Origin of the sequence: Halogeometricum sp. S3BR5-2 (genome assembly GCF_031624635.1) — an archaeon.
GTDB lineage: Archaea > Halobacteriota > Halobacteria > Halobacteriales > Haloferacaceae > Halogeometricum > Halogeometricum luteum.
Window position 1 is genome coordinate 311,525 of sequence record NZ_JAMQOQ010000004.1, and the last position, 22,515, is coordinate 334,039.

Here is a 22,515-nt window from a genome sequence, read left to right on the forward strand (position 1 = left end):
GCGACGGCGTTACGCGTCGTTGACGAGCACGATTTTCCCGCGGAGGTCGTCCTCCTCGGCCGTCTCGTGCGCGTCGATGACGTCGCTGAACGCGAAGCGCGCGGAGATTGCGGGCTTTATCGCTCCCTCGTCGACGAGCGAGGCTATCTGCTCCAGTTCGTCGCCGACGCGTTCTTGGTACTCTCCCAGGAGGACGGGCAGGATGACGAGGACGACGCCGAGTTCGAGGGACTTCTGGTGCATCGCCGAGAGGTCCTGCGTCGAACTCGACTCCGTGGAGAGGACGGTGCCGAACGGTCGCACCGCCTCGAAGGACGTCTGGAGGTGGTCGTCGCCGACGGGGTCGAAGACGGTGTCGAAGCCGACGCCGTCCGCGTACTCCTCGACGTACGTCTCCACGTCCGTCTTCGTGTAGTCGACGGTGGCGTCCGCGCCGAGTTCCTCGGCGAACTCGCGTTTGTCCTCGGTGGAGGCCGTCGCGGTCACGGTGGCGCCGAGGTGGTCCGCGAGTTGGACGCCGATGTGGCCGACGCCGCCGCTGGCACCGTAGACGAGGAGGTTGTCACCCTCTTCGGTCTCGGTCTTGTCGGTGAGCATCTCGAACGCCGTGAGGGCGACGACGGGGAGGGCGGCGGCGTCTTCCAGGGGGATGGACTCGGGCGCGTCGGCGAACGTCCCGGCGTGGCCGACGGTGTAGTCCGCGAGCGACCCCTGCCGACCGGCGCCGCCGGGCATCCCGTACACCTCGTCGCCCTCCTCGAACCGGTCGACGTCCTCGCCGACGGCGTCGACGACGCCCGACACGTCGCAGTGGAGCGTCGCCGGGAACTCCGGGGTGAAGTCGGGGATGGCTCCCTGTCGAATCTTGTAGTCGACGGGGTTGACGCTGGAGGCGGCCACGTCGACGCGAATCTCCTCGGGGCCGGGTTCGGGCACGTCGACGGTGGTTCGCTGGAACACGTCCGGGTCGCCGTACTCCTCGATAACGTAGGCGGTCATCTCCGCAGACATTGGGATTCGTCGTTCGGCCCGCACGCACGAATATGCGGCGGCCCCGGAAGCCGAGGAAAAAGCGAGGAACTGATGGTCGGACGCCGAACGCCCGCTACTTCGAGATGCCGTAGGTGTCGCCCGTCCACTCGCGCGCGGGCGTGTCGTAGACGACCTTCTCGCGTTCGATGTCGTCGATTCGTTGTTTATCCTCCTCGTCGAGCGACCAGTCGAACAGGTCGAGGTTCGACCGGACGTGGTCCGGGGAGGAGGACTTCGGCAGGACGACCACGTCGTTCTCGACGGCCCACTTCAGGATTATCTGCGGGGCCGACTTCTCGTACTCCTCGGCTATCTCCTGAACCGTCTCGTCCTCGAACACCTCCGTCCGCCCGAGGGGGGCGGCCGCCTCGACGACGGTGTCCGTCTCGCGGCAGTGTTCCACCACGTCGTCCTGCGTGTTCCACGGGTGGTACTCTATCTGGTTGACCGCGATGGGGACGTCGGAGATGTGCTGCGCACAGCTCAGTTGGTAGGCGCTGAAGTTCGAGACGCCGACGTTCTTCACCATCCCCTCTTCGTGGAGCGTCGCCATCGCGTTCAGCGTCTCGCGGAGCGAGACGGCCGGGTTGGGCCAGTGAATCAGGTAGAGGTCGAGGTGGTCGGTTCCCAACCGGTCGAGCGACTGCCGACAGGAGTCGATAACCGAATCGTAGTTGAGGTTCTTCGGCAGCACCTTCGAGGTGAGAAACACGTCCTCGCGGTCGTAGTCGGCGAGGACGTCGCCTATCTCCGATTCGTTGCGGTAGCCTTCGGCGGTGTCGACGTGGCCGTACCCGGCGTCCAGTCCCGCGCGGACGGAGTCGCGTACGGTGTCGCCGTCGATGTCCCACGTGCCGATGCCGACCATCGGCAGTTCGTCGCCGCTCGGGAGCGTCGTCGTCGGTGGTGTCATCGACCCGTCGTTCTCGGCGTCCCCCCAAAGCAGTTCGGTTCACAGCGACCCGCGGGGGGTTCGAGGCGGCCGCGAACGCGGATTCGGGTCGGTCGTGTCGGTTCTATCCCGTCCGCTCAGGCGTCGACGTCGTCGCGTTCCCGAAGCGTGACGGTCTCGTCCCCCTCGACGGGCGAGTCGTCCGTCGAGTAGACGAGCGCCAGGTTCTTCTCCTCGAACTCCTCGCGGAACGTCTCCCACTCGACCTCGGTCAGGTCCTCGTCGTCGTCGCGGAAGCCGATGCGGAGGAGACCCTCGTCGCCCTGTCCCTCGGATTTCGCCGCGTGGGCCGGGTAGCCGCCGCGGTCCTCGACGACGCTCTGGGCCGTCCACGGGTCGTCGGTGTACTCGGTGGTCGACTCGCTCTGACTCGTCTCGGCCTCGTCGTCGGATGACATCGTCACCGTCCACTCCGCGCGCCGTCGGAAAAGAAGCTACGGCAGACACACCGGAGGGCAGTTCGGCGTCGCCGTCCTCACATCAAACACTAGACAATCCATTTACACGACCGCACGAAAGACGTGACTGCATGTCCCTCCGGCGTGACATCCGCGTCCTCGGATTGGTTCTCCTGATCGTGCTCGGCGGCTGTCTCGGCGGCGGCGCGACGTCGGGTGAGAGCGCTACGAACACCGACGCGGAGACGGGAGCGCCCGCCCCACCCTCGACGCGGACGACCGGCGGGCCGGCCGCCGGAACCCCGACGATGGGGGAGATTCCGACGCCGACCGACCGGACCGAATCGGTGCTCGAAGAGATTCGGCGGAAGCAGGCCGACGTCGAGGGCTACCGCGCGACGGTGACCGAGCGGACGGTGACGCAACTATCGAACGGGAGCGAACTCGTCCGCGAACGGACGCAGTACGTCTGGGTGAAGTACACCGACGAGGGCGTCCTCGCGCGCGTCGAGACGCCGTCGCGGGGGGATTCGTCCGGCGAGCGGCGGGTGTACGTCCGGAACCGTACGGCCAGCGTCACCTACGACCCGGCGCGGGAGGAGTATCTCGTCGACCGGAACGGCGGCGCGTCCGACGCCGACGAACCCGTCAATCTGCACCCGCACCTCCGCTCCGACGGCGGCGAATACAACCTCTACGAGGCGTCGGCGTCCGTCGTCAGCGCGGAGAACGCCGTCTCCTACGAGGGTACCAAGACGGTCCACGGGGAGGAGGCGTACGTGCTTCACCTCGACGGCAACCCCAACGGCGGCGCCCGCGCCTACTACGCCGCCCAGACCCTCTGGGTCGATACGGACACCGGGTTGGTGCTGCGGCAGACGGCGCAGAAACCGCACCTCGACTCGATGCCGAATGTTTCGATGAGCGACGTTCGGAACCCCGAAGAGAACAGCGTCTTCAACGACTCCGACGACGGCCCGAACGCGGTGTACTTCGGCGACAAGACGATAACGACCGCGTACACGAACGTGAGCCTCGGCGTCTCCGACGACGTCTTCGACGCGGACGTTCCCGCGGGTGCGGACGTCGAGAACGTGAGCGACGGGTCGGCGTGACCAGGTTCGGCGGATTCCGATTACTGTCTGCAAGCCGAGAATTTATTGCATAGAGTTATATCAGATAAGCGTACATACGTCTATCGTGCACGACCTCACCGGATTTCAGCGCGACCTGCTCATCGTCGTCGCCGGTCTCGACGAACCGCACGGACTCGCCATCAAGGACGAACTCGAAGAGTACTACGAGAAGAAGATCCACCACGGCCGACTCTATCCGAACCTCGACACGTTGGTCGAGAAGGGATTGGTCGAGAAGGGGACGGTCGACCGGCGGACCAACTCCTACGCGACGACGCGGCGGGGACGGCGGGAACTCGACGCCCGACAGCAGTGGGAAGGGCGGTACCTGACCGGTACGTCTTCGCCGTAACTCTCGGCGGCGCGCCCGCTTCGGTCCCGCCCCGCCGGAACCGCTACGCCCCGAGCACCTGCTGAGGGTTCTCGTAGACGACCTGTCGGATGGTGTCGACGTCGAGTCCCATCCGGTAGAGCTCGAATATCGTCCGCTTGAACGAGAAGACGTCGCTGCGGAGGATGCCGGCGCTGTCCGTCTCCACGAGGACGCGTTCGGGTCCGTACTCCTGAACGACTTCGGCGACGTCGCGGGGCGTCACGCCGAGCAGCCACGGGTAGCTTACGGTGAAACTCAGATAGCAGTCGGTGTCCTCCAGCACGTAGGGGGCGATTCCCCGGTCGGCGTGCGACAGCACCACCTGCTCCTCGGCGAGTCCGGCCTCCCCGGCCAGTTCGACGTCGAGTTCCGTCGCCGCGCGCTTGACGTCCTCGGCTTCGAGGACCGGTTCCTGCTGGTAGCTCATGTCGAGTTCGTAGCCCGGGATGGTCCCGCGCTTTCGGTACGGGATGTCCACGTCTTCGAGGTCCGGCGGCGTGTGGACGACGGCGGGCAAGTCGTGGTCGGCCGCTATCTCCATCTGGCGGCGCATCACCTCCTTCTGGTCTTCGAGCGGCCACGCCGAGACGTGCTGGGAGGCGGTGATTCCGATTTCGCCGACGGCGGCGACTTCCTCCAGCGCGCAGTACTCTGGCATGACGTCCAGCAGTTCCTCGTAGTCCTCGACGCGCGCACCCGTGTGGATGCCGACGCCGAGTTTCGCGTCGAACACGTGCGAGCGCCGTATCTGCGGGAGGCGGTTGAGCGCGTCGTCCCACAGATACCGCACGTCTTCGGGGGCCACCGGCTTGTAAGGGGTCCAGTAGTACGCGGCCGCCATCATCACCATCCCCTGACACCCGCTCAGCGCGAACTGCTCGCGTTCGTTCCACGAGAGCGTGTGCGCGTGGTTGTGGATGTCTATCCACGGGACGTTCGTCAACTCCGGCGGGAACGGCTCGGGGGCCTCCCCGGTCCGGAACGCTGCGTCGGTCGGTCGCTTCGTCGGGTAGTGGGTGTCCATCGTCTATCTCGTATCGAACATCGGGACGCACGTCGGAAATCTGTGGGCGGTCGGAGCGCTGCAAAGGGGTCGGCGGGAACGGGGACGGCCGCGCCCCCGTCAGTCGAGCGTGATGTCCGGCAGTTGCTCGTCGATGTAGTCGACGTCGACGTCGAGCCAATCCGGGACCTTCAGGTTCTCCCCCAGTTCGTCGACGTCCTCGTCGAGCGTCACGCCCGGTCCGGTGGTCGCGAACTCGAACACCGCTCCGCCGGGTTCGGTGAAGTACATCGACCAGAAGTAGTCGCGGTCCTTCCGGGAGGTGGTTATCAGCCCCTCGTCGCGGAACCGGTTGCTCCACTCCTTCTGCTCCCACTTCTCGCCGGCGTCGAAGGCGACGTGGAGGAACGTCCCGGTCCCCATGACGCCCTGCGGCGCGTTCGGCCGGACGAGCACGTCGACGAACTCGGCGCCCGTTCCGTCGCCGGGCGCTTGATACCGGACGCGGTCGCCCGCCTGCGGGTAGTCCTGCCGCCCGACGCGCGTCCAGTCCATCGTCTCCAGCGCACGGAACGTGCCCGCCGGGTCGTTCGAGTGGACCGTCACGCTGTGCAGACCGCAGATGCCGTGCTCGGCCGGCACGTCGCCGCCGTCCCACGGGTCGATGTCGGACTCCCCGGTGACGAGTTCGAACGGGGTGCCGTCGGGGTCGGTGAACTCGATAGCCGTCTCGTCGAACCGCTCCGTGACGACGTGTTCGACGCCGTGGTCCTCGAGGCGGTCCGTCCAGTAGTCGACCGACCCTTCCGGGATGACCAGCCCGCACCCGCTGAGTCCGCCCTTGCCGATGGAGCCCTGCTCCATGTCCTCGATGGGGAAGAACGTGACAATCGACCCCGCCGACCCCGCCTCGTCCCCGTAGTAGAGGTGGTATATCTTCTCCGGGATGTCGAAGCGGACGGTCCGCTTGACGAACCGTAGCCCGAGCACCTTCCTGAAGAAGTCCAGATTCTCCTGCGCGTCGCTCGCGAACGCGGTCACGTGATGGATACCGCCAATTTCTCCCATGATAGTCCGTGTTTGACCAAGCGGTAAACTATCAAGTCGCTACCGTTACCGGAGATTGTTGACGGTTTTTACTGTGGGATGAAGTGCGTCGTCGCCGATACGCACTGATTCGGGCGCGTGTAGGCGAAACGGCCGCCGGTATCGGTGGACGGCCCGGTCGACCTCGCGGACGGGGCTCTCGAATGGAGATGCCGTTCGTGCGGCCGGCCGACCGTTCGACCTGCGCCGAGAGGCGGTGAACCGAACAGATTTACCGACCGGTCAAGTCGGATTCGATGGTGATCGCAGGTGGAACGCGTGTGCCCCGAGGCGAGAGACGGCAGTCTAGGCCTATTCGGGACCGACGTCCCCCCGTCGCGAGGAGACGACGAACTCGGGTTCGAGCAGCGACGCGAGGACGAACTGGTGGACGCTTCGGCGCGCCTGCTCGGGGGCGTCCTCGTGGCCGAGCGAGATGCGTCGCGCGCGGGCGGCGTGGATGACGTCCGTGACGAACTGCGCCGTCTCCTCGGCGTCGACCGGACGGAAGGCGCCCTCGTCGATGCCGCGCTCGATGACCTGAGTGATGCTGTCGCGGATGGCGGCGTAGTGGTCGTTGAATACCTCGCGATGCCGGTCGTTGTGCTGGGCCTGCGAAAACAGTTCGTGGTACACCTTCATCCGCTCCCAGTGGCCGAAGTCGCTGTCGAACTCGGGGCCGAACAGGCACTGGTCGATACGGGCGTTCAGTTCGGTCAGCGGGTCGGCGTCCTCCTCGACGCGCACGCTGCCCTCGTACTGCTCGATGACGTACTCCAGGAACGCGGAGATGAGGTCGTGCTTCCCGTCGTAGTGGTAGTGGATGAGCGTTCGGCTCATCTCGAACTCCTCGCCGATGTCCCGCATCCGGAGGTCGTTGTACCCGTGTTCGCTGAGCGCTCGGAACGTCGCCTCCATTATCGCCTCCCTCGTCTCCGCAGAAGAACCGGATTCGGCCGACGAGTCCATGCGTTCCCGTTCGACGGCCGAGGTCTTATACTCGCGGACTCGTCCGCCCGCGTTCAGAACCCGATGTGCGAGGAGGAACTCGGTCCGCCGTCCCTCTCGATACCGCCCTCGTGTAGATAGCTGTAGCTGTCGTCGACGAGGTGGACGTTCCCGTCCTCCACCGCGACGTCGACGTCCGGGAGCGTCGTCCCGGCGGCCTCCCCGTTGTCGCAGGCGCCCGAGCAGGCGTCGAACATCGACCCGTGCCGCGGACAGATGATCTGTCCGTCCCGCATGGCCGCGCCGGACCCCCGGTCCAGCCGCTGGTCCTCGTGCGTGCAGTTGTTCACCCACGCCTCGACGCCGGGGTCCTCCTCGCACCGCACGAGGATGACCTCTCGCTCGTTGGTGAAGGCGTCCTCGGCGGTGAACAGGTACGACCCGGTCGCCGGCACGTCGTCGACGCTCGCAATCCGCGTTCCGTCGTCCATCGACTCCACCTACTCGACAGACGGGCAAGTAGTCGTCGCTGCGCGACCGTCGCGTCGAAAGAAGGGTCCGACCGGTGATGCCCACGGTCGGAAAAACCGCCGCTCGGGGGAGTTTACTCGAAGAGCTGAACGGCTTCGCCGTAGCGGGAACTGGGTTCCTCCCAGTCGACGACCTCGAAGAAGTTGTCGATGAAGTCGCCACGGTCGGGACCGTAGTCGTGGTAGTAGGAGTGCTCCCAGACGTCCAGCGCGAGGATGGGGTGGGAACCCCAGAGTACGCCCTGGTCGTGTTTGTCGACGACGACGTTCCGCAGCTGGTTCGAGAACGAATCGTAGACGAGGAGCGCCCAACCGCCGGCGTCCTTCGCGGCGGCCTCGAACTCGCCCTTCCAGGCGTCGTAGGAGCCGAAGTCCTCCTCGATGCGGTCGGCGAGGTCGCCCGAGGGCTCCGATCCTCCTTCCGGCGACATGTTCTGCCAGAACAGGTCGTGGAGGATGTGGCCCGAGCCGTTGTGGGTGACGTTACGAAGCGCGCCGCCCGACGAGGAGAAGTCGCCCTCCTCGCGGTTGGACTCCAGCGTCTCTTCGGCGCTGTTCCAGCCGTTCACGTAGCCCTGATGGTGGGTGTCGTGATGCCACGTGAGCACCTGCTCGGAGAGATGCGGTTCCAGTGCGTCGTAGTCGTACGGGAGGGGATCGAGTTCGTAGCTCATCTGTATCGACACTCCGTCGTTGGTCGGGAGCTAGTATGAAGGTTCGCTGAAACGGATTCCTGTATGAGATATTATACAACAGAAACGGAGGAATAAACGGGCAAAAACTGCTCTAAATCGGATATGTAGTATATACATATAGAATATGACAACAGCGAGCTTCCGCTTTCGAGACCATTATCAGCGACGGCGACATTCGTCCGAACATGAGAAGGCGCGAAGCCGAGGACGGGTTCGAGGGGCCCGTCGCCGGACAGACCGTCCGACACGGGACGGGCGTGAACTCGAACCGCGCGTTTCCGACCGACGAGTACCCCTCGAACCTCGACCCGTTCGTCCTGTTCGAGCGGTTCTACGTCGACCCAGAGACGGGGTTTCCGATGCACCCGCACCGCGGGTTCGAGATCGTCTCCTACATGCTCGACGGCGGAATGGCCCACGAGGACTCCCTCGGCGTCTCCCACACGGCCAGAGAGGGGAGCGCGATGCACATCGCCGCCGGGTCGGGCATCGAACACGCCGAACTCCCGGCCGACGACGCGGGGTGTAGCGGTCTCCAACTCTGGGTGAACCTCCCGCGCGAGAAGAAGGGGATGGACGCGTCGTACGCGGACGCCGAGGCGGCGGAACTCCCGACGGTCGACCGGAACGGAGCCACGGTCACGACGGTCGTCGGCGAGGGGTCGCCGCTGTCCCCCGAGACGCCGACGGAGTACCTCGACGTGCGCGTGGACGACGCGTGGACGTGGGACGCACCCGACGGCTGGGCGGGGTTCGTCTACGGCGTCTCCGGGACGGGGACGGTCGACGGCGAGGCGTTCGGCGCGGGCGACGTGCTCCCGATGGCCGAGGCGCGACCGGTCGAACTCCGGAGCGAGGAGGCCCTCCGCGTCGTCACCGTCGCCGGGCGACCGCACGGCGAACCGATCCGACAGCGCGGCCCGTTCGTGCTCTGACCGCGGTCTCCGCGTTCACTCGGCCTCGGCCCGTCCGACCCGTTCTCGGCCCGTCCGTCCGCTGCCGTCGGACAGCGCGGCCGACAGGAGCGTTCGTTCGGCCTTCCGGAGGTGTTCGTGCAGCGTCGCGCGACTGATGCCCAGTTCCTCGGCGAGGCGCTCGTTCGTTATCTTCCGCGGCCAGTCGTAGTACCCGCGCGCGAGGGCTTCGGTCGCGACTTCCCGCTGGCGGTCGGTGACGGGCGAGTCCGCCCCGTCGCTGAACTCCGTGAGCCGACCAAGCGTGACGGTTCCGAACTCCCCCAAATCGTCGATGACGTCCCGGAGGTGGTCGCGCCGGAAGACGAGCACGTTGTACTCCCGTTGTCTCCCCGAGACGGTGTTCGACCGGCGGAGCGTGCCGTGGTTCCGGTAGATGGCGGAGTACGCCCCGCAGGAGGGCTTGGTCACGAGGAGGTTCTCAGCGTCGAGACGCTGGACGTGTTCGACGCGGTCGGTCGCTTCGAGTTCGGCCTGGAAGTCGTCGGCGTGCGCCCCCGCCCGGAGGACGAACGTGACGACGCCGTTCTGTAGCTCCTCGATTTCGATTTCGATGGGGGCGTCGACGCCCGCCGTGAGTCGCCTGAGCACGCACTCGCGGTGCTGCGTGAAGTGTATGGTCGCGATGAACATCTGTGACGGCGGTGACAACGCGTCCCACGACGAAAAGCGTACGTCGCGGACGGGCGTCCGAGGCCTTCGCCGCCGATAGCATATAAGCGGCCAACAGCTGTTGGGACAATCCTTACTCGGGAATCTTCCCTCTGATACGGCGAACGATACCATATGACATACAACCTCGGGGTCGACGTCGGCGGGACGTTCACCGACGTCATCGTCTTCGACGAGACGACCCGCGAACTCACGATAGACAAGGTGCTCTCGACGCCCGCGAACCCCGACGAGGGGGTGCTCCGCGGCGTCGAGGAGGCGACGGAGAAGGCGGGGACGTCGGTGGCGGAACTGGACCTGCTGTTCCATGGCACGACGGTGGTGACGAACATGCTGTTGGAGGAGACGGGGTCGCGCGTCGGCCTCCTCACGACCGAGGGGCACGAGGACATCCTTCACCTGGCGCGGGCGTGGACGCCGGGACCGCTGTACGGGTGGATGGGCATGGAGAAGCCGAACCCGCTCGCAGACCTCGCGGACACGCGGGGCGTCGCCGGCCGGATTCGCTCGCCCGGCGGAGAAGAGTCCGAACCGCTGGACGAGGAGGGGGTCAGGGAGGCGGTCACCGACCTCGCCGACGCGGGGGTCGAAGCGCTGACCGTGGCGCTCTTGAACTCGTATCTGAACCCCGCCCACGAGGAGCGCATCCGCGACATCGCGGCGGAGGTGGCGCCCGACCTGCCGGTGTCCGTCTCCTCCGACATTGTCCCCGAGTACGGCGAGTACGAGCGGACGCTGACGACCGTCATCAACGACTACGCGCGCCCGACGGTCATCCGCTACCTCGACGACCTGGACGACTCGCTCGCGGCGGCGGGGTCGTCGGCGACGATGAACGTCGTCCGCTCGGACGGCGGGCTGATGAGTTCGGCGGCGGCCAAGGAGCGACCGGTCGAACTCGCGCTCTCCGGACCGAGCGGCGGGGTGGTCGGCGCGGCGACCATCGCCGCGAAGAAGGGTGTCCCCGACGTGCTGACGCTCGATATGGGCGGTACCTCGACGGACGTCTCGCTCGTCGAGGGCGGGACGCCGGAGACGACGCGGCGGACGAAGGTGGGCTACCGGGAGTTCACCTCCCGGTCGGTCGACGTGAACACCGTCGGCGCCGGCGGCGGCTCTATCGCCCGCGTCCAACTGAACGGCTCGCTACAGGTCGGCCCCGAGAGCGCGGGCGCCGACCCCGGCCCGGCCTGTTACGGGCAGGGCGGCGAGGACCCGACGGTGACCGACGCGAACGTCGTCCTCGGGCGCATCCCGCCGTCGGTCCGACTCGGCGGTCGGATGGAACTCGACCGGGAGGCCGCTCGCGACGCGGTGGCGACCGTCGCCGAGGAACGTGACACGACCGTCGAGGAGGCCGCCCAGGCCGTCCTCGACATCGTCAACGAGAACATGCACGGCGCGCTCCGGGTCGTCAGCGTCGAACGCGGCTACGACCCCCGCGAGTTCGGCCTCGTCGCCTTCGGCGGCGCCGGCCCGATGCACGCGAACGCCCTCGCGGACGTGATGGGCGCGTACCCCCTCGTCGTCCCCCCCGGCCCCGGCGTGATGTCCGCGTTCGGCTTTCTCACCTCCGACGTGCAGAACGAGTTCGCGGAGACGTACCTGGAGACGGAGGACGACGTCGACGGCGACGACGTGGCCGAGAAACTCGACGCCCTCGAAGCGGAAGCGGACGAGTGGCTGGCCTCCGAGGGCGTCGACGAAACCGACCGCTCCTTCGAACACTACGCCGAGTGCCGGTACTTCAGACAGGACATCCAGATGTCGATTCCGGTCGACGTGACGAACCTGCGCGGCGAGACGGGACTCGCGGAGATAAAGGGCGACTTCGAGGCGCGACACGACAGGCGGTTCGGTTTCTCGCTCGACGCGCCGTTGGAGATAGCGAGTCTCCGCGTCGTCGGGAAGGGAGCCATGCAGGGCGTCACCATCGAGAAACGGGAGACGGCCGGCGCCGACCCGAGCGACGCCGAAGTCGACGTCGCGGAGGTGTACTTCCGCGGCGAGTACCGGGAGACGCCCGTCTACGACCGCGGCGAACTCCGGTCGGGCAACAGGCTCGACGGACCGGCCGTCGTCGTCGACGACGACTCGACCCTCGTGGTCCAACCGGACCACGTCGCGCGGGTCGACCGCTACGGAAACGTCGAGATAACCAGAGGAGAGAGCCAATGAACGGAGAGAACACGGACGAGACCCCCGACTTCGTCGGCGACCACGACGTCGACCGAACCACGCTGGACATCATCGAGAGCACGCTGTCGAACACCCGATACGAGATGGACCGGGTGCTGGAGACGACGGCTATCAGCCCCGTCATCCGCGAGCAGTCCGATCAGTTCCCCCTCATCGCCGACGCGGAGGGGCGCATGGTGATGGGGCAGTTCGGGTCGGCCATCGACACCATCCTCGAACACTCGCCGTTCGAGGTGTCGGACCTCGAAGACGGCGACGTGATAGCGACGAACGACCCGTACGCCTGCGCCGGCGCGGTGTCGCACACGCCGGACATGCTCCTCCTCAGACCCGTCTTCTACGACGGCGACCTCGTGGGTTACGCCAGCCAGTGGGGGAACCTGATGGACGTGGGCGGGAAGACGCCCGGCAGCATGCCCGTGCAGGCGCGGACGATATTCGAGGAGGGGATGCGCCTGCCGCCGGTGAAACTGTACAAGCGCGGCGAGGTGGACGACGAACTGCTGGAGTCGTTCGCGCACAACACGCGCCTGCCCGACCACGCCGAGGCCGACATCAAGGCCCTCGCGGCGGGGACGAAGGCCGCCGAGACGCGCATCCGCGAACTCTGCGACCGCTTCGGGAAGGAGACCTACCTCGAAGCGTGCGACGCCATCCTCGACCGCACCCGCGAGGGGATGATAGACCTCATCCGCGAGTTCGTTCCGGAGGGGGAGCGCTACACGTTCGAGGACCGCGTCGACGACGACGGGATGGGCAACGGTCCGATCACGCTCCACCTCGAAATCTACCGCGAGGGCGATACGGTCCACCTCGATTGGACCGGCACGGACGCGCAGGTGCCGGGGACGGTGAACTTCCTCCTGAACGAGAAGATGTTCAAGATGTTCACCGGGGTGTTCCTCATCATGGCGTTCGACCCCCTCCTGACGTTCAACGACGGCTACTACGACCTCTTCGAGGTGACGCTCCCCGAGGGGTCGGTCGTCCAACCGGAATTCCCGGCGGCCCTCGGCAACCGCCTGCCGACGATGGCCCGGCAGTTCGACGTGCTGCAGGCGACGTTCTCGAAACTCATCGACGACTTCTCCGTCGCCGGAAGCTACGGCACGTCACCGAACCTCGTCTACGCCGGCACCGACTCGGAGGGCAACGACTTCCAGATGCTCGAAATCCTCTACGGGGGAATACCGGCCCGCCCCGGCGGCGACGGCCTCGACGGCCACTCGTGGTGGCCGATGTTCCGCACCGTGCCGGCGGAGTACCAGGAGGCGTACTACCCGCTCTCCATCGACGAGTACAGCACGCGCGCCGACACCGGCGGCCCGGGCGAGTTCCGCGGCGGCCACGGCATCACGAAGGTGTACACCTTCGAGGAGGACGGCGCGATAACGTTCCAGGACGACCGCGCGCACACCTACCCGTGGGGCGTCGACGGCGGGTCCCACGCGCGGACGAGCGAGAAGACGCTGATACGCGCCGACGGCACCGAAGCGGAGTTACCCTCGAAGGTCGAAAACGTCACCGTGGAAGCGGGCGACAAACTCGTCTTCAGCACCGCCGGCGGCGGCGGACTGGGCGACCCTCTCGACCGCGACTCCGCCGTCGTCGCCGGCGAAGTCGAACGCGGACTCGTCTCCGAGCAGGCCGCCCGAGAGGCCTACGGCGTCGTCCTCGACGGCGAGGGCGGCGTCGACGAGGCCGCCACCGCCGACCGACGCGAGGAGGTCCGCGCGACCCGCGAGGACCCCGGACAGTTCGACTACGGACCGCTCCCGCCCGAGGACGAACTCGGAGAACGCATCGCCGAGGAACGGCGGGCGTTCGAGCGCGGACGGGAGTGACTCCCCGGGGGTCCCGACAGAAACCATGAACTGGGCACACGAGTTCGGCGCCGCCGACGGCTACGCCGACTACGAGGAGTCCGACTTCGGCGGGAGCGTCGGCCTCGGCGACCGGCCGGCCCTAGTCGTCGTCGACCTGATAAACGCCTTCACCGACCCCGAGACGAAACTCGGGTCGGACGTGACGGGCGTGGTCGAACAGACCGCTCGACTGCTCGCCGCCTTCCGCGACCGCGACCTGCCGCGGTATTTCACCACCGTCGCGTTCGAGGAGTCGTACGGCGACGCGGGACGCTTCGTCGAGAAGGTACCCGCCCTGCGCGAGTTGCGACTCGGCACCGAGGCCGTCGCGGTCGACGACCGGGTCGCCCCCGAGGGTGACGAGCGGGTCGTCCTGAAGAAGTACGCCAGCGCGTTCTTCGGGACGGACCTCGCCACGGAACTGACGACCCACGGCGCGGACACGCTCGTCGTCGCCGGCGTCACGACGAGCGGATGCGTCCGCGCGACGGCCGTCGACAGCCTCCAGCACGGCTACCGGACGGTCGTCCCCGCCGACGCGGTGGGCGACCGGGCGGAGGGACCGCACCGCGCCAACCTCTACGACATCGACGCGAAGTACGGCGACGTGGTGACCACCGACGCCGTGCTCGAACACCTCTCTACCGATGGATAACGACACTCACCCTACCCACGACGCGAACCAGACCCGACGCACCGATTCGACTCCGACCTCGGCGGACGCCGACTCGACGCCGGCGCCCACGCCGACGACTCCGCCCCGCGCCGACCGACCGGGGGTGCGACGGTGACGGACACCGGCGCGAGGCTCAGGGAGTTGCTCGCCCGCGACGAACCGCTCGTCTGCCCGGGCGTCCACGACCCGCTGACGGCCGCCGTGGCCGACGCCGTCGGCTTCGACGCCGTCTACATGACCGGCTACGGCACCTCGCTGTCGAAGATCGGCTACCCCGACGCGGGCTTCATCACGATGCCGGAGATGATAGACAACGCCGCGAACATCCAAGAGCGGGTGGACGTGCCGCTCATCGCCGACGCGGACAACGGCTACGGCAACGCGACCAACGTCGTCCGAACCGTGCGCGAGTACGTCAAGGCGGGCGTCGGCGCCATCCACATCGAGGACCAGACGTTCCCCAAGCGCTGCGGGCACACGAAGGGTCGGCAGGTGATTCCGCGCGAGGAGGCGGTCGGGAAGATACGGGCCGCGGCGGACGTCCGCGACGAGCGAAGCGAGGAGTTCGTCCTCATCGCCCGGACCGACGCGCGCGGCACCGGCGACGGCTCCCTCGACGAAGCCATCGGCCGGGTGAACGACTTCCTCGACGCCGGGGCCGACGTGGCCTTCGTCGAGGGGCCGACGGACGGGGACGAACTCCGGCGCATCGGCGAGGCGGTGGACGGTCCCCTCGTGTACAACTTCGTCGGCGACCTCGGCTCCTCGCCGTACGTCGACCTCGACTCGCTGGACGAGTGGGGGTTCGACCTCGTCATCTTCCCCGTCGCGTCGACGCTGTCGACCATCGCGAACGTTTACGCCGACCTCGACGCGTTCGCCGAGGACCCCGTCGCGGCGATGCGCGGCATCGACGACGCGTTCGGGGAGACACCGGTCGGGAGCCTCCACGAGTTCTCCGGCTTCCCCGAGGTGGTCGAGTGGGAGCGCGAGTACCTCCCCGAGGAAGACCAGGACAAGTACAGCGGGTCGCTCGGCGACGACGTCGAGTGACGGGCGAGCAACTCGAACGTTCGGCGCCGCCGGCCGCCCCTCAGTGGTCGTCGACGTTTGGTCGAGGGCAGGACTCGGCGGCGGTCACGCCCGTCGCGTCGGCGCCGACGACGGCCTCGCCCGAACAGGTGATTCGCGTGTCCTCGAACCGCCCGGTGCCGTCCTCGAACACGACGCCGTGCTGTCCGTCGGCGTCCAACCGGAGACAGCAGCCGTCGAACACCGTTCCGTCGCGCCCGCGGACGCGGACCGCGGCGCCTCCGGCCCCGCCGTAGCCCGTGACCGAGAGATTCGAGAACGTGACGCGGGTGTCGTCCCACTGGACGTTCGGCGACCCGGCGCTTATGACCTGTCCCACGTCGTCCGAGGTGACGCGGACCCGCGTGTCCCTCACGACGGCGGCGCCGACGCTGTTGCCCACCACGACGGCGCCGGAGGCGCGCCCCGTCTCCATGCGGATGTCGCAGTCCTCGACGAGCAGGTTCGTTCGGTTGGCCAGCCAGACACCGCGGGCGTTGACGACGGGGTCGGGTTCGCTGCCCGACCGCGGCATGATGTCGTATCCGCGTGAGTCCCACGTGTCGCCCGAGGGGTTGCGCTCGTTGACGACGGTGACGCCCTTCACCGAGGAGTCGGTCGTTCCGATCCGGACGTTGGCGATGTTGTTGTTCTTGTAGACGCCGCCGAGGACGTGTACCTCGCCGTCCCCGCGCTCGGTCGTCTCCGTCCCCCTGTAGGAACCGACGTAGCCGGGGGAGGACGCGTAGAGGCCGTTGTCCGACCAGTTCCACACCTCGCAGTCGACCACGTCCAGGCGACCGGCGTGCGAGTCGGCGACGAAGATGCCGTGCGACGGCGAGTCGTACCCGCTCCCGTCGCGGGCGTAGAACCGTTCGACCGTCCCGACGCCGTCGGGGTCGTCGACGGCGACGGCCAACCCGTCCACCGAGTCGGGGGCGATGCCCCGCACGCGGACGTCCTCGACGTGGAAGTCGCCCTCGCGGGCCATGAGTCGAAGCGACCCGCCGTACCCCTCTCGGGTGAAGTCGAACTCGATTCCCGAGACGACGTAGTCGCCGCCGGTCTTCAACAGCAGCGTCCAGTCCTCCGAGTCGGAGACGGGTTCGGCCGGAACGAACACGGGGTCGGCGCCGTCGGCGGCGACGAGGCCGACGTTGTCGGACCGAATCCAACAGGAGTCGACGAGGTACCGACCCGTCGGGAACTCGACGCGGGTGCCGGATTCGACCGTCGCCAGCGTCTCGTCGACGACGGCCCCCTCGTCGGGGTCCAATCCGAGGTCGTCGACGGCGTCGACGGTGCGGTCGAACGTGATGTCGTGGCGCGTCATGTCCCCTCCGGGTCCGTCGTTCTGCGGTTCACGTCTCCGAGAGGTCCGCTTCCTTGGTAGTCGTTCGGGCCGCCCGAACGAGGTCTTTTACCGTGCGACCGGAACTCATGGATTCGAATCAGAATCTACTTCTACCGGTTTTAGATCTATACGCGGGATAAAAAAGATTAAAAGCGATTTTTCTGATAACACTTCCTAAAACTAGAGAACAGTACTGGATCAAAGGGAAATAATATCCGGAAAAGAACTTGTATATCCATCTACTGAGTCTTGAATCCTCGATTTGAGTCTTCTACTACGAAAGTATCGACGTCACAGGAGGTCGTTCTCGATAGATTTCGCGGTGCTGACGACGAGGCCGGTGATGTCCTCTTCGAGCGTCTTACCGGACATCCGGTCGGTCGGACCGGAGACGCCGACGCCGTGCGCCTCCATCACCGCCCGTAGCACCCGGACGTTCGTGTGCGTCGCCTTCACCGGTAGTCGTCGTTCACCGATTCACCTCCTGAGTGCCGCCGTGTTTTATTCTCTCACCAACTCCGTCGTCCGATCGCTCCGACCGCCGTTCTCTATGAGTGAACATAGCTCGAATCGCCGCTAATAGTTATTGTAGACATTGGCCAAGCGTTCGCCTTTCGGATGTGTAGTACCCTTGACGACAGTACCACCCTCAGACCGCCCTCTTTCCTCCACATTAGCACAGATTCGACTTCTCCCCGATGCAGTTGCGTGGACGACCACCGGACGAGAGCGGCACAATATTACAACTGTAAGTTTGTAATTCTGTTGCTCTCTTCTCCGCCTATCCCCGTTCGCCGAATCCGACGCGGAGTCTCGGATACAGTCAAACCGAACCGGCCAACTCAGCTATCCGTTAACCATCGGAGAACGCGATGCGGGCCGCTCCGTGACTGTTCAACGAGTGCGGGCGGCGCGGAAACACCGAATTATCGTAAGCGTTCGGTATAGACATCGGTTCGCTGAGCGGGGGACAGATCCTCGTCCATCAACCAGGTCGAACGACGCGCACAGGAGGGTTGATCTCTCCTTCAGTCCGCTTCTCGGGGGCCGGCACGGACGCGTCGGTACGACAGACGTAGGCGACGCAGTCGTTCTCCCGAACGGAGAAGTGAGCGGCGTGCCCCGTCGTCTCGGCCAACCGAGTGACGACCGGTTCGGCGACGTCCTACGGAAGCCGTTCGCGCGCCACATCCCGATGTGCGGGCCGTTTTCGAGGAGTTCGCGGCCGCAGTAGGAGAATGAGTCGACGGCGCCGCGCACATCGCCGAAGACGAGTTCGAACCGCCGCGTTCGAGACGACGATTCCGCGCTCCGTCTCCTCGCACGCCAGCGGCGACGCTGCCTCAGAAACGGGCAGCGACGGGACGGCGTCCCGTCCGTTCACCGTCGCCGCGCCGGCGCGGGCGTGGACGTCGGCGGTTCGACGGTGGCCCCGTACGACGTGGCGGTCACGGACGCGGCGCCGAACGACCTCTCGGCGGGGGAGCGACCGTGACGCCTCGCGCGCGGTCGTTCCTCGCCCCCGTCTCGGACCCGAAAGACAGTAGTCGCCCGCCCGAGATTTCGCGGTATGGAACCAGAACTCGTGGCCGACTACCCGTGCGAGACCGGCGAGGGGCCGGTCTGGCACGTCGACGAGGAGGCGTTGTACTGGCTCGACATCCCGAACGGACTGCTCTATCGGTACGACCCCGAGACGGGCGAGCACGGGGTCGTCCGCGAGGGCAACCCCGTCGGCGGCGCGACCGTTCAGGCCGACGGGTCGCTGCTGCTGTTCGGCGCGGGCGGCGTCGTCGAACACTGGGACGGGGAGACGACGACGCGCATCGCGACGCTCGGCGAGGCGGCCGACACGCGGTTCAACGACGTCATCGCCGACCCCGAGGGCCGCGTCTTCTGCGGGACGATGCCGACCGAGGACCGCCTCGGGGCGCTCTACCGTCTGGACCTCGATACGGGGTTCACCCGCGTCGTCGACGAGGCGGACATCCCGAACGGCATGGGGTTCTCCCCCGACGGGGAGACGTTCTACTTCACGGTCTCCGAGGAGGAGGCGATATACGCGTTCGACTACGACGTCGAGACCGGCGACCTCTCGAATCGCTCGGTCCTCGTCGACACGAGCGGCGAGGACGGCGTCCCCGACGGACTGACCGTCGACGCCGACGGCGACCTGTGGTCGGCCCGGTGGGACGGCGGCGTCCTCGTCCGGTACTCGCCCGCGGGCGAGGAGCGAGAGCGAGTCGAGTTCCCCGCGCGGAAGGTGTCGTGCCCGGTGTTCGGCGGTCGCTCGCTGGAGGACCTCTACGTCACCACGGCCGGCGGCGACGACCGCCCCGCGGAGGGAGACCTCGCCGGGTCGCTGTTCCGGTACGACCCCGACGCGTCGGGGACGCCCGCGTTCCGCTCCCGCCTCGGACTCGACTGAACGGGCAGGGACGGAGCGGCGCGACCGCCCGACGGCCGGTGCGAGGAGATAAGTCATCGTACGCTGTGCACACATACGAGACCGTCCGCCCGGGAGACGAATCGAACCGAAGACGACAGACGCAGACACCGATTACCGATACACCATGAAGATAGTCGACTACGACCTCTACGCCGTACCGCCCCGATGGCTGTTCCTCCGCGTCGAGACCGACACCGGTCTCGTCGGGTGGGGGGAACCCGTCGTGGAGGGGCGCGCGCGAACCGTCAGGACCGCCGTCGAAGAGTTGATGGACACCTACCTCCTCGGCAAGGACCCGCTCAGAATCGAAGACCACTGGCAGACGATGTACCGCGGCGGCTTCTACCGCGGCGGTCCCGTCCTGATGAGCGCCATCGCGGGCATCGACCAGGCGCTCTGGGACGTCAAGGGCAAACATCACGACGCGCCGGTCCACGAGTTGCTCGGCGGGAAGGCCAGGGACAGAATCCGCGTCTATCAGTGGATCGGCGGCGACAGACCCGACGGCGTCGCCGACGCCGCCCGCGAGAAGGTCGAGGCGGGGTTCACCGCGCTGAAGATGAACGCCACCTCGGAACTCCGGCGCATCGACTCGCCGAAGGCCGTCTCGCGCGCCGCCGACCGTCTCGGCGCCGTCCGCGAGGCGGTCGGCGACGAGGTGGACATCGGCGTCGACTTCCACGGGCGCGTGACGAAGCCGATGGCCAAGCGCCTCGCGGAGGCGCTCTCCGAGTACGACCCCTTCTTCATCGAGGAACCGGTGCTGCCGGAGCACAACGACGCGCTACCCGAAATCGCCGCTCACACCTCGACGCCCATCGCCACGGGCGAGCGGATGTTCTCCCGGTGGGACTTCAAGGAGGTGTTCGAGCAGGGCGTCGTCGACGTCATCCAACCCGACGTGAGCCACGCGGGGGGAATCACGGAGGTGAACAAGATAGCCGCGATGGCCGAGGCGTACGACGTGGCGCTGGCGCCGCACTGTCCGCTCGGCCCCATCGCCCTGGCGGCCTGTCTGCAGGTGGACGCCTGCGCGCCGAACGCCCTCATCCAAGAGCAGAGCCTCGACATCCACTACAACGAGACGAGCGACGTGCTGGACTACCTCGCGGACCAGAGCGTCTTCGAGTACGACGAGGGCTTCGTCGACATCCCGGACGGCCCGGGCCTCGGCGTCGACATCGACGTCGAGGTGGTCGAATCTCGCGCCGGACACGACGACTGGCACAACCCCGTCTGGCGCCACCCCGACGGGAGCGTCGCGGAATGGTAGGCGGGGACCCGACGCCCGTCTCCGGCCGCTTCGAGGGCGACACGGCGCTCGTCACCGGGTCGACGCGCGGTATCGGCGCGGGCGTCGCGGAGCGACTCGCCGCCGAGGGCGCGAACGTCGTCGTCACCGGCCGCACGGCCGAGGCGGGGGAGGCCGTCGCGGAGCGAATCCGCGAGAGCGGCGGCGAGGCGACGTTCGTCAGAGCGGACATGCGCGACCCGGACGACATCGCCGCCCTCGTCGACGCGGCCGTCGAGACGTTCGGCGGCCTCGACGTCCTCGTGAACAACGCGGGCGTCGAGACGGACACCGGCGCCGACGAGGCGTCGATGGACGACTGGGCGTTCGTCCTGGAGACGGATTTCCGCTCCTACTGGCTCTGTGCGAAGCGGGCGTTCGCCGAGATGGACCGCGGGAGCGTCGTCAACGTCTCCTCGAACCACGCCTTCCTCACGATGCCGGGGAAGTTCCCGTACAACGCCGTGAAGGCGGGCATCAACGGGATGACGCGCGCGATGGCGCTGGACTTCGGGCCGACAGTCCGCGTCAACACCGTCAACCCGGGGTGGGTCGCAATCGACCGCACGACCGACGACATGCCCGACGAGCGACGCCGCGAACTGGAGTCGATGCACCCGACCGGTCGCATCGGCACTCCGGATGACATCGCGGGCGTCGTCTCCTTCCTCGCCAGCGACGACGCCGCGTTCGTCACGGGCGCGCACCTCCTCGCCGACGGCGGGCGGACCGCGGTCATGCAGGACGACACGCTCCCGGACTATCGGACGCGAAGAGAAGAAACGTAGCGCAACCCGGTCTACTCCGTCCGCGCGTCTTCGACGGCGCCGACGAAGGCCCGGGCGTTCTCCTCTATCGCCTCGAAGTCACCGCGAGCGACCGCGTCGCCGTCGACGATGGAACTGCCGACGCCGACGGCCGCCGCGCCCGCGTCGAAGAACTCGCGGACGTTGTCGAGGCTCACGCCGCCCGTCGGCACCGTCGGGATGTGACCGAGGGGACCCCCCAGCGCGGAGACGAACCCGGGGCCGAGCGTCCCCGCCGGAAACACCTTCACCATGTCCGCGCCCGCCTCGAACGCGCGGACGGCCTCGGTGGGCGTCGCGATGCCGACCAGCGAGGGCTTCCCGTAGCGGTTCGCCGTCCGGACGACCCCCTCGTCGAACGACGGCGTGACGAGGAACTCCGCGCCCGCGAGCACCGTCGCGCGCGCCGTCTCCCCGTCGAGCACCGTCCCCGCCCCGACGGTCACCTCCTCCGCCGTGAACGACGCGGAGACTTCCCGTATCATGTCGAGGACGTCCTCCGTGTTCGCCGTGATTTCGACCGTCGAGACGCCGCCGCGTCGAATCGCGTCGACCGTCTCGACGGCGGCGTCGGCGTCGGTTCCGCGGACGATAGCGACGATACCCGTCTCCCGGATGCGACTCGTCGTCGTGTCGCTCATACTCGTCACTCGCGGAGCGGTCGCTTAAACGCGGGGGTTGGCGCAGCCGATGACCTCCGGTTCGGTTCGTCGTCCTCGGAGCGCCCCCGTGCCGTTCCCAAACTCCGGAGACCCGATTTTCGATTACTTCTGTTCCGTTCAAATTGGAGAATCGTCGATTGCTTCGATTCCGGATGGAATCTCGAATCGTCAGATACACGCCACAAATACCGGTCTAACGTTCCGTACTCGAAGTATTAGACCTCTCCGTTGCTCGTCAATCCACTCAGCTGCGCCGACCATTGGAAGACATACCAAATTGGACATTTGATAGATTTGCTAGTTTTGATAGATTTTCTTTGTTTGTTCTATCTTATATATCTGC

The 22,515-nt window shown here is 66.9% G+C and carries 22 protein-coding genes; 10 read left to right on the forward strand and 12 right to left on the reverse strand.

Annotation, left to right across the window (positions count from 1 at the left end; genetic code table 11):
- Positions 1–9 precede the first annotated feature (9 nt).
- From NDI79_RS16120 to NDI79_RS16130, 3 genes are all read right to left on the reverse strand, one after another.
- Positions 10–1,011 carry a zinc-binding dehydrogenase gene (locus tag NDI79_RS16120; protein ID WP_310929633.1) on the reverse strand — a complete coding sequence of 334 codons (1,002 nt, stop codon included), beginning with the start codon at positions 1,009–1,011 and terminating at the stop codon, positions 10–12.
- 94 nt (positions 1,012–1,105) lie between these two features.
- A complete protein-coding gene (locus NDI79_RS16125) occupies positions 1,106–1,945 on the reverse strand; it encodes an aldo/keto reductase (protein WP_310929634.1) in 840 nt (279 codons plus the stop codon).
- A gap of 116 nt (positions 1,946–2,061) precedes the next feature.
- A complete protein-coding gene (locus NDI79_RS16130) occupies positions 2,062–2,382 on the reverse strand; it encodes a hypothetical protein (protein ID WP_310929635.1) in 321 nt (106 codons plus the stop codon).
- 131 nt (positions 2,383–2,513) lie between these two features.
- On the opposite strand from NDI79_RS16130, the gene NDI79_RS16135 reads away from it, so the two are divergent.
- Positions 2,514–3,497: a LolA-like protein gene (locus tag NDI79_RS16135; RefSeq protein ID WP_310929636.1), complete on the forward strand. Its 984-nt coding sequence runs from the start codon at positions 2,514–2,516 to the stop codon at positions 3,495–3,497.
- Positions 3,498–3,582: 85 nt separating this feature from the next.
- Entirely contained in the window at positions 3,583–3,870 is a 288-nt protein-coding gene (locus NDI79_RS16140) for a helix-turn-helix transcriptional regulator (protein WP_310929637.1), read from the forward strand.
- 43 nt (positions 3,871–3,913) lie between these two features.
- On the opposite strand, the gene NDI79_RS16145 is transcribed toward NDI79_RS16140, so the two are convergent.
- The 5 genes from NDI79_RS16145 to sod all read right to left on the reverse strand — a co-directional run bounded on the left by NDI79_RS16145 (position 3,914) and on the right by sod (position 8,132).
- Positions 3,914–4,915, reverse strand: coding sequence for a TatD family hydrolase (locus NDI79_RS16145; RefSeq protein WP_310929638.1), 1,002 nt, complete (start codon positions 4,913–4,915; stop codon positions 3,914–3,916).
- A 99-nt stretch (positions 4,916–5,014) separates the two neighbouring features.
- On the reverse strand, positions 5,015–5,962 hold the full coding sequence (locus NDI79_RS16150; protein ID WP_310929640.1) for a VOC family protein: 948 nt from the start codon (positions 5,960–5,962) through the stop codon (positions 5,015–5,017).
- A 330-nt stretch (positions 5,963–6,292) separates the two neighbouring features.
- On the reverse strand, positions 6,293–6,949 hold the full coding sequence (locus tag NDI79_RS16155) for a TetR/AcrR family transcriptional regulator (RefSeq protein WP_310929641.1): 657 nt from the start codon (positions 6,947–6,949) through the stop codon (positions 6,293–6,295).
- Between the two features lie 53 nt (positions 6,950–7,002).
- Positions 7,003–7,419 (reverse strand): Rieske (2Fe-2S) protein, encoded by a 417-nt coding sequence (locus NDI79_RS16160; protein WP_310929642.1) that lies wholly within the window; start codon positions 7,417–7,419, stop codon positions 7,003–7,005.
- 113 nt (positions 7,420–7,532) lie between these two features.
- On the reverse strand, positions 7,533–8,132 hold the full coding sequence (sod, locus tag NDI79_RS16165) for a superoxide dismutase (RefSeq protein ID WP_310929643.1): 600 nt from the start codon (positions 8,130–8,132) through the stop codon (positions 7,533–7,535).
- Positions 8,133–8,338: 206 nt separating this feature from the next.
- Here sod and NDI79_RS16170 point away from each other — a divergent pair, with 206 nt between their 5' ends.
- A complete protein-coding gene (locus NDI79_RS16170) occupies positions 8,339–9,088 on the forward strand; it encodes a pirin family protein (RefSeq protein ID WP_310929644.1) in 750 nt (249 codons plus the stop codon).
- 15 nt (positions 9,089–9,103) lie between these two features.
- On the opposite strand, the gene NDI79_RS16175 is transcribed toward NDI79_RS16170, so the two are convergent.
- Positions 9,104–9,760 carry a helix-turn-helix domain-containing protein gene (locus tag NDI79_RS16175; RefSeq protein WP_310929645.1) on the reverse strand — a complete coding sequence of 219 codons (657 nt, stop codon included), beginning with the start codon at positions 9,758–9,760 and terminating at the stop codon, positions 9,104–9,106.
- Between the two features lie 153 nt (positions 9,761–9,913).
- On the opposite strand from NDI79_RS16175, the gene NDI79_RS16180 reads away from it, so the two are divergent.
- The 4 genes from NDI79_RS16180 (at position 9,914) to NDI79_RS16195 (ending at position 15,592) form a co-directional block, all read left to right on the forward strand.
- The gene (locus NDI79_RS16180; RefSeq protein ID WP_310929646.1) at positions 9,914–11,977 is read left to right on the forward strand and encodes a hydantoinase/oxoprolinase family protein; all 2,064 of its coding nucleotides are present in this window, start codon (positions 9,914–9,916) and stop codon (positions 11,975–11,977) included.
- The gene (locus NDI79_RS16185; protein WP_310929647.1) at positions 11,974–13,842 is read left to right on the forward strand and encodes a hydantoinase B/oxoprolinase family protein; all 1,869 of its coding nucleotides are present in this window, start codon (positions 11,974–11,976) and stop codon (positions 13,840–13,842) included. The genes NDI79_RS16180 and NDI79_RS16185 overlap by 4 nt, the downstream gene beginning before the upstream one ends.
- A gap of 25 nt (positions 13,843–13,867) precedes the next feature.
- Positions 13,868–14,518: an isochorismatase family protein gene (locus tag NDI79_RS16190; RefSeq protein ID WP_310929648.1), complete on the forward strand. Its 651-nt coding sequence runs from the start codon at positions 13,868–13,870 to the stop codon at positions 14,516–14,518.
- Positions 14,519–14,650: 132 nt separating this feature from the next.
- Positions 14,651–15,592: an isocitrate lyase/PEP mutase family protein gene (locus NDI79_RS16195; RefSeq protein ID WP_310929649.1), complete on the forward strand. Its 942-nt coding sequence runs from the start codon at positions 14,651–14,653 to the stop codon at positions 15,590–15,592.
- A 40-nt stretch (positions 15,593–15,632) separates the two neighbouring features.
- Here NDI79_RS16195 and NDI79_RS16200 read toward each other — a convergent pair whose 3' ends face one another.
- Both NDI79_RS16200 and NDI79_RS16205 read right to left on the reverse strand, forming a co-directional pair.
- Positions 15,633–16,943, reverse strand: coding sequence for a hypothetical protein (locus NDI79_RS16200; RefSeq protein ID WP_310929650.1), 1,311 nt, complete (start codon positions 16,941–16,943; stop codon positions 15,633–15,635).
- A gap of 312 nt (positions 16,944–17,255) precedes the next feature.
- Positions 17,256–17,420, reverse strand: a complete 165-nt coding sequence (locus tag NDI79_RS16205) for a hypothetical protein (RefSeq protein WP_425499618.1) — start codon at positions 17,418–17,420, stop codon at positions 17,256–17,258.
- Positions 17,421–18,534: 1,114 nt separating this feature from the next.
- Here NDI79_RS16205 and NDI79_RS16210 point away from each other — a divergent pair.
- The 3 genes from NDI79_RS16210 to NDI79_RS16220 all read left to right on the forward strand — a co-directional run bounded on the left by NDI79_RS16210 (position 18,535) and on the right by NDI79_RS16220 (position 21,492).
- Positions 18,535–19,392, forward strand: coding sequence for an SMP-30/gluconolactonase/LRE family protein (locus NDI79_RS16210; protein WP_310929651.1), 858 nt, complete (start codon positions 18,535–18,537; stop codon positions 19,390–19,392).
- A 145-nt stretch (positions 19,393–19,537) separates the two neighbouring features.
- A complete protein-coding gene (dgoD, locus tag NDI79_RS16215; RefSeq protein WP_310929652.1) occupies positions 19,538–20,686 on the forward strand; it encodes a galactonate dehydratase in 1,149 nt (382 codons plus the stop codon).
- Positions 20,680–21,492 (forward strand): SDR family NAD(P)-dependent oxidoreductase, encoded by an 813-nt coding sequence (locus tag NDI79_RS16220; protein ID WP_310929653.1) that lies wholly within the window; start codon positions 20,680–20,682, stop codon positions 21,490–21,492. Before dgoD ends, NDI79_RS16220 begins: the two co-directional genes overlap by 7 nt.
- A gap of 11 nt (positions 21,493–21,503) precedes the next feature.
- On the opposite strand, the gene NDI79_RS16225 is transcribed toward NDI79_RS16220, so the two are convergent.
- Positions 21,504–22,151, reverse strand: coding sequence for a bifunctional 4-hydroxy-2-oxoglutarate aldolase/2-dehydro-3-deoxy-phosphogluconate aldolase (locus tag NDI79_RS16225; protein ID WP_310929654.1), 648 nt, complete (start codon positions 22,149–22,151; stop codon positions 21,504–21,506).
- Between the last annotated feature and the right edge of the window lie 364 nt (positions 22,152–22,515).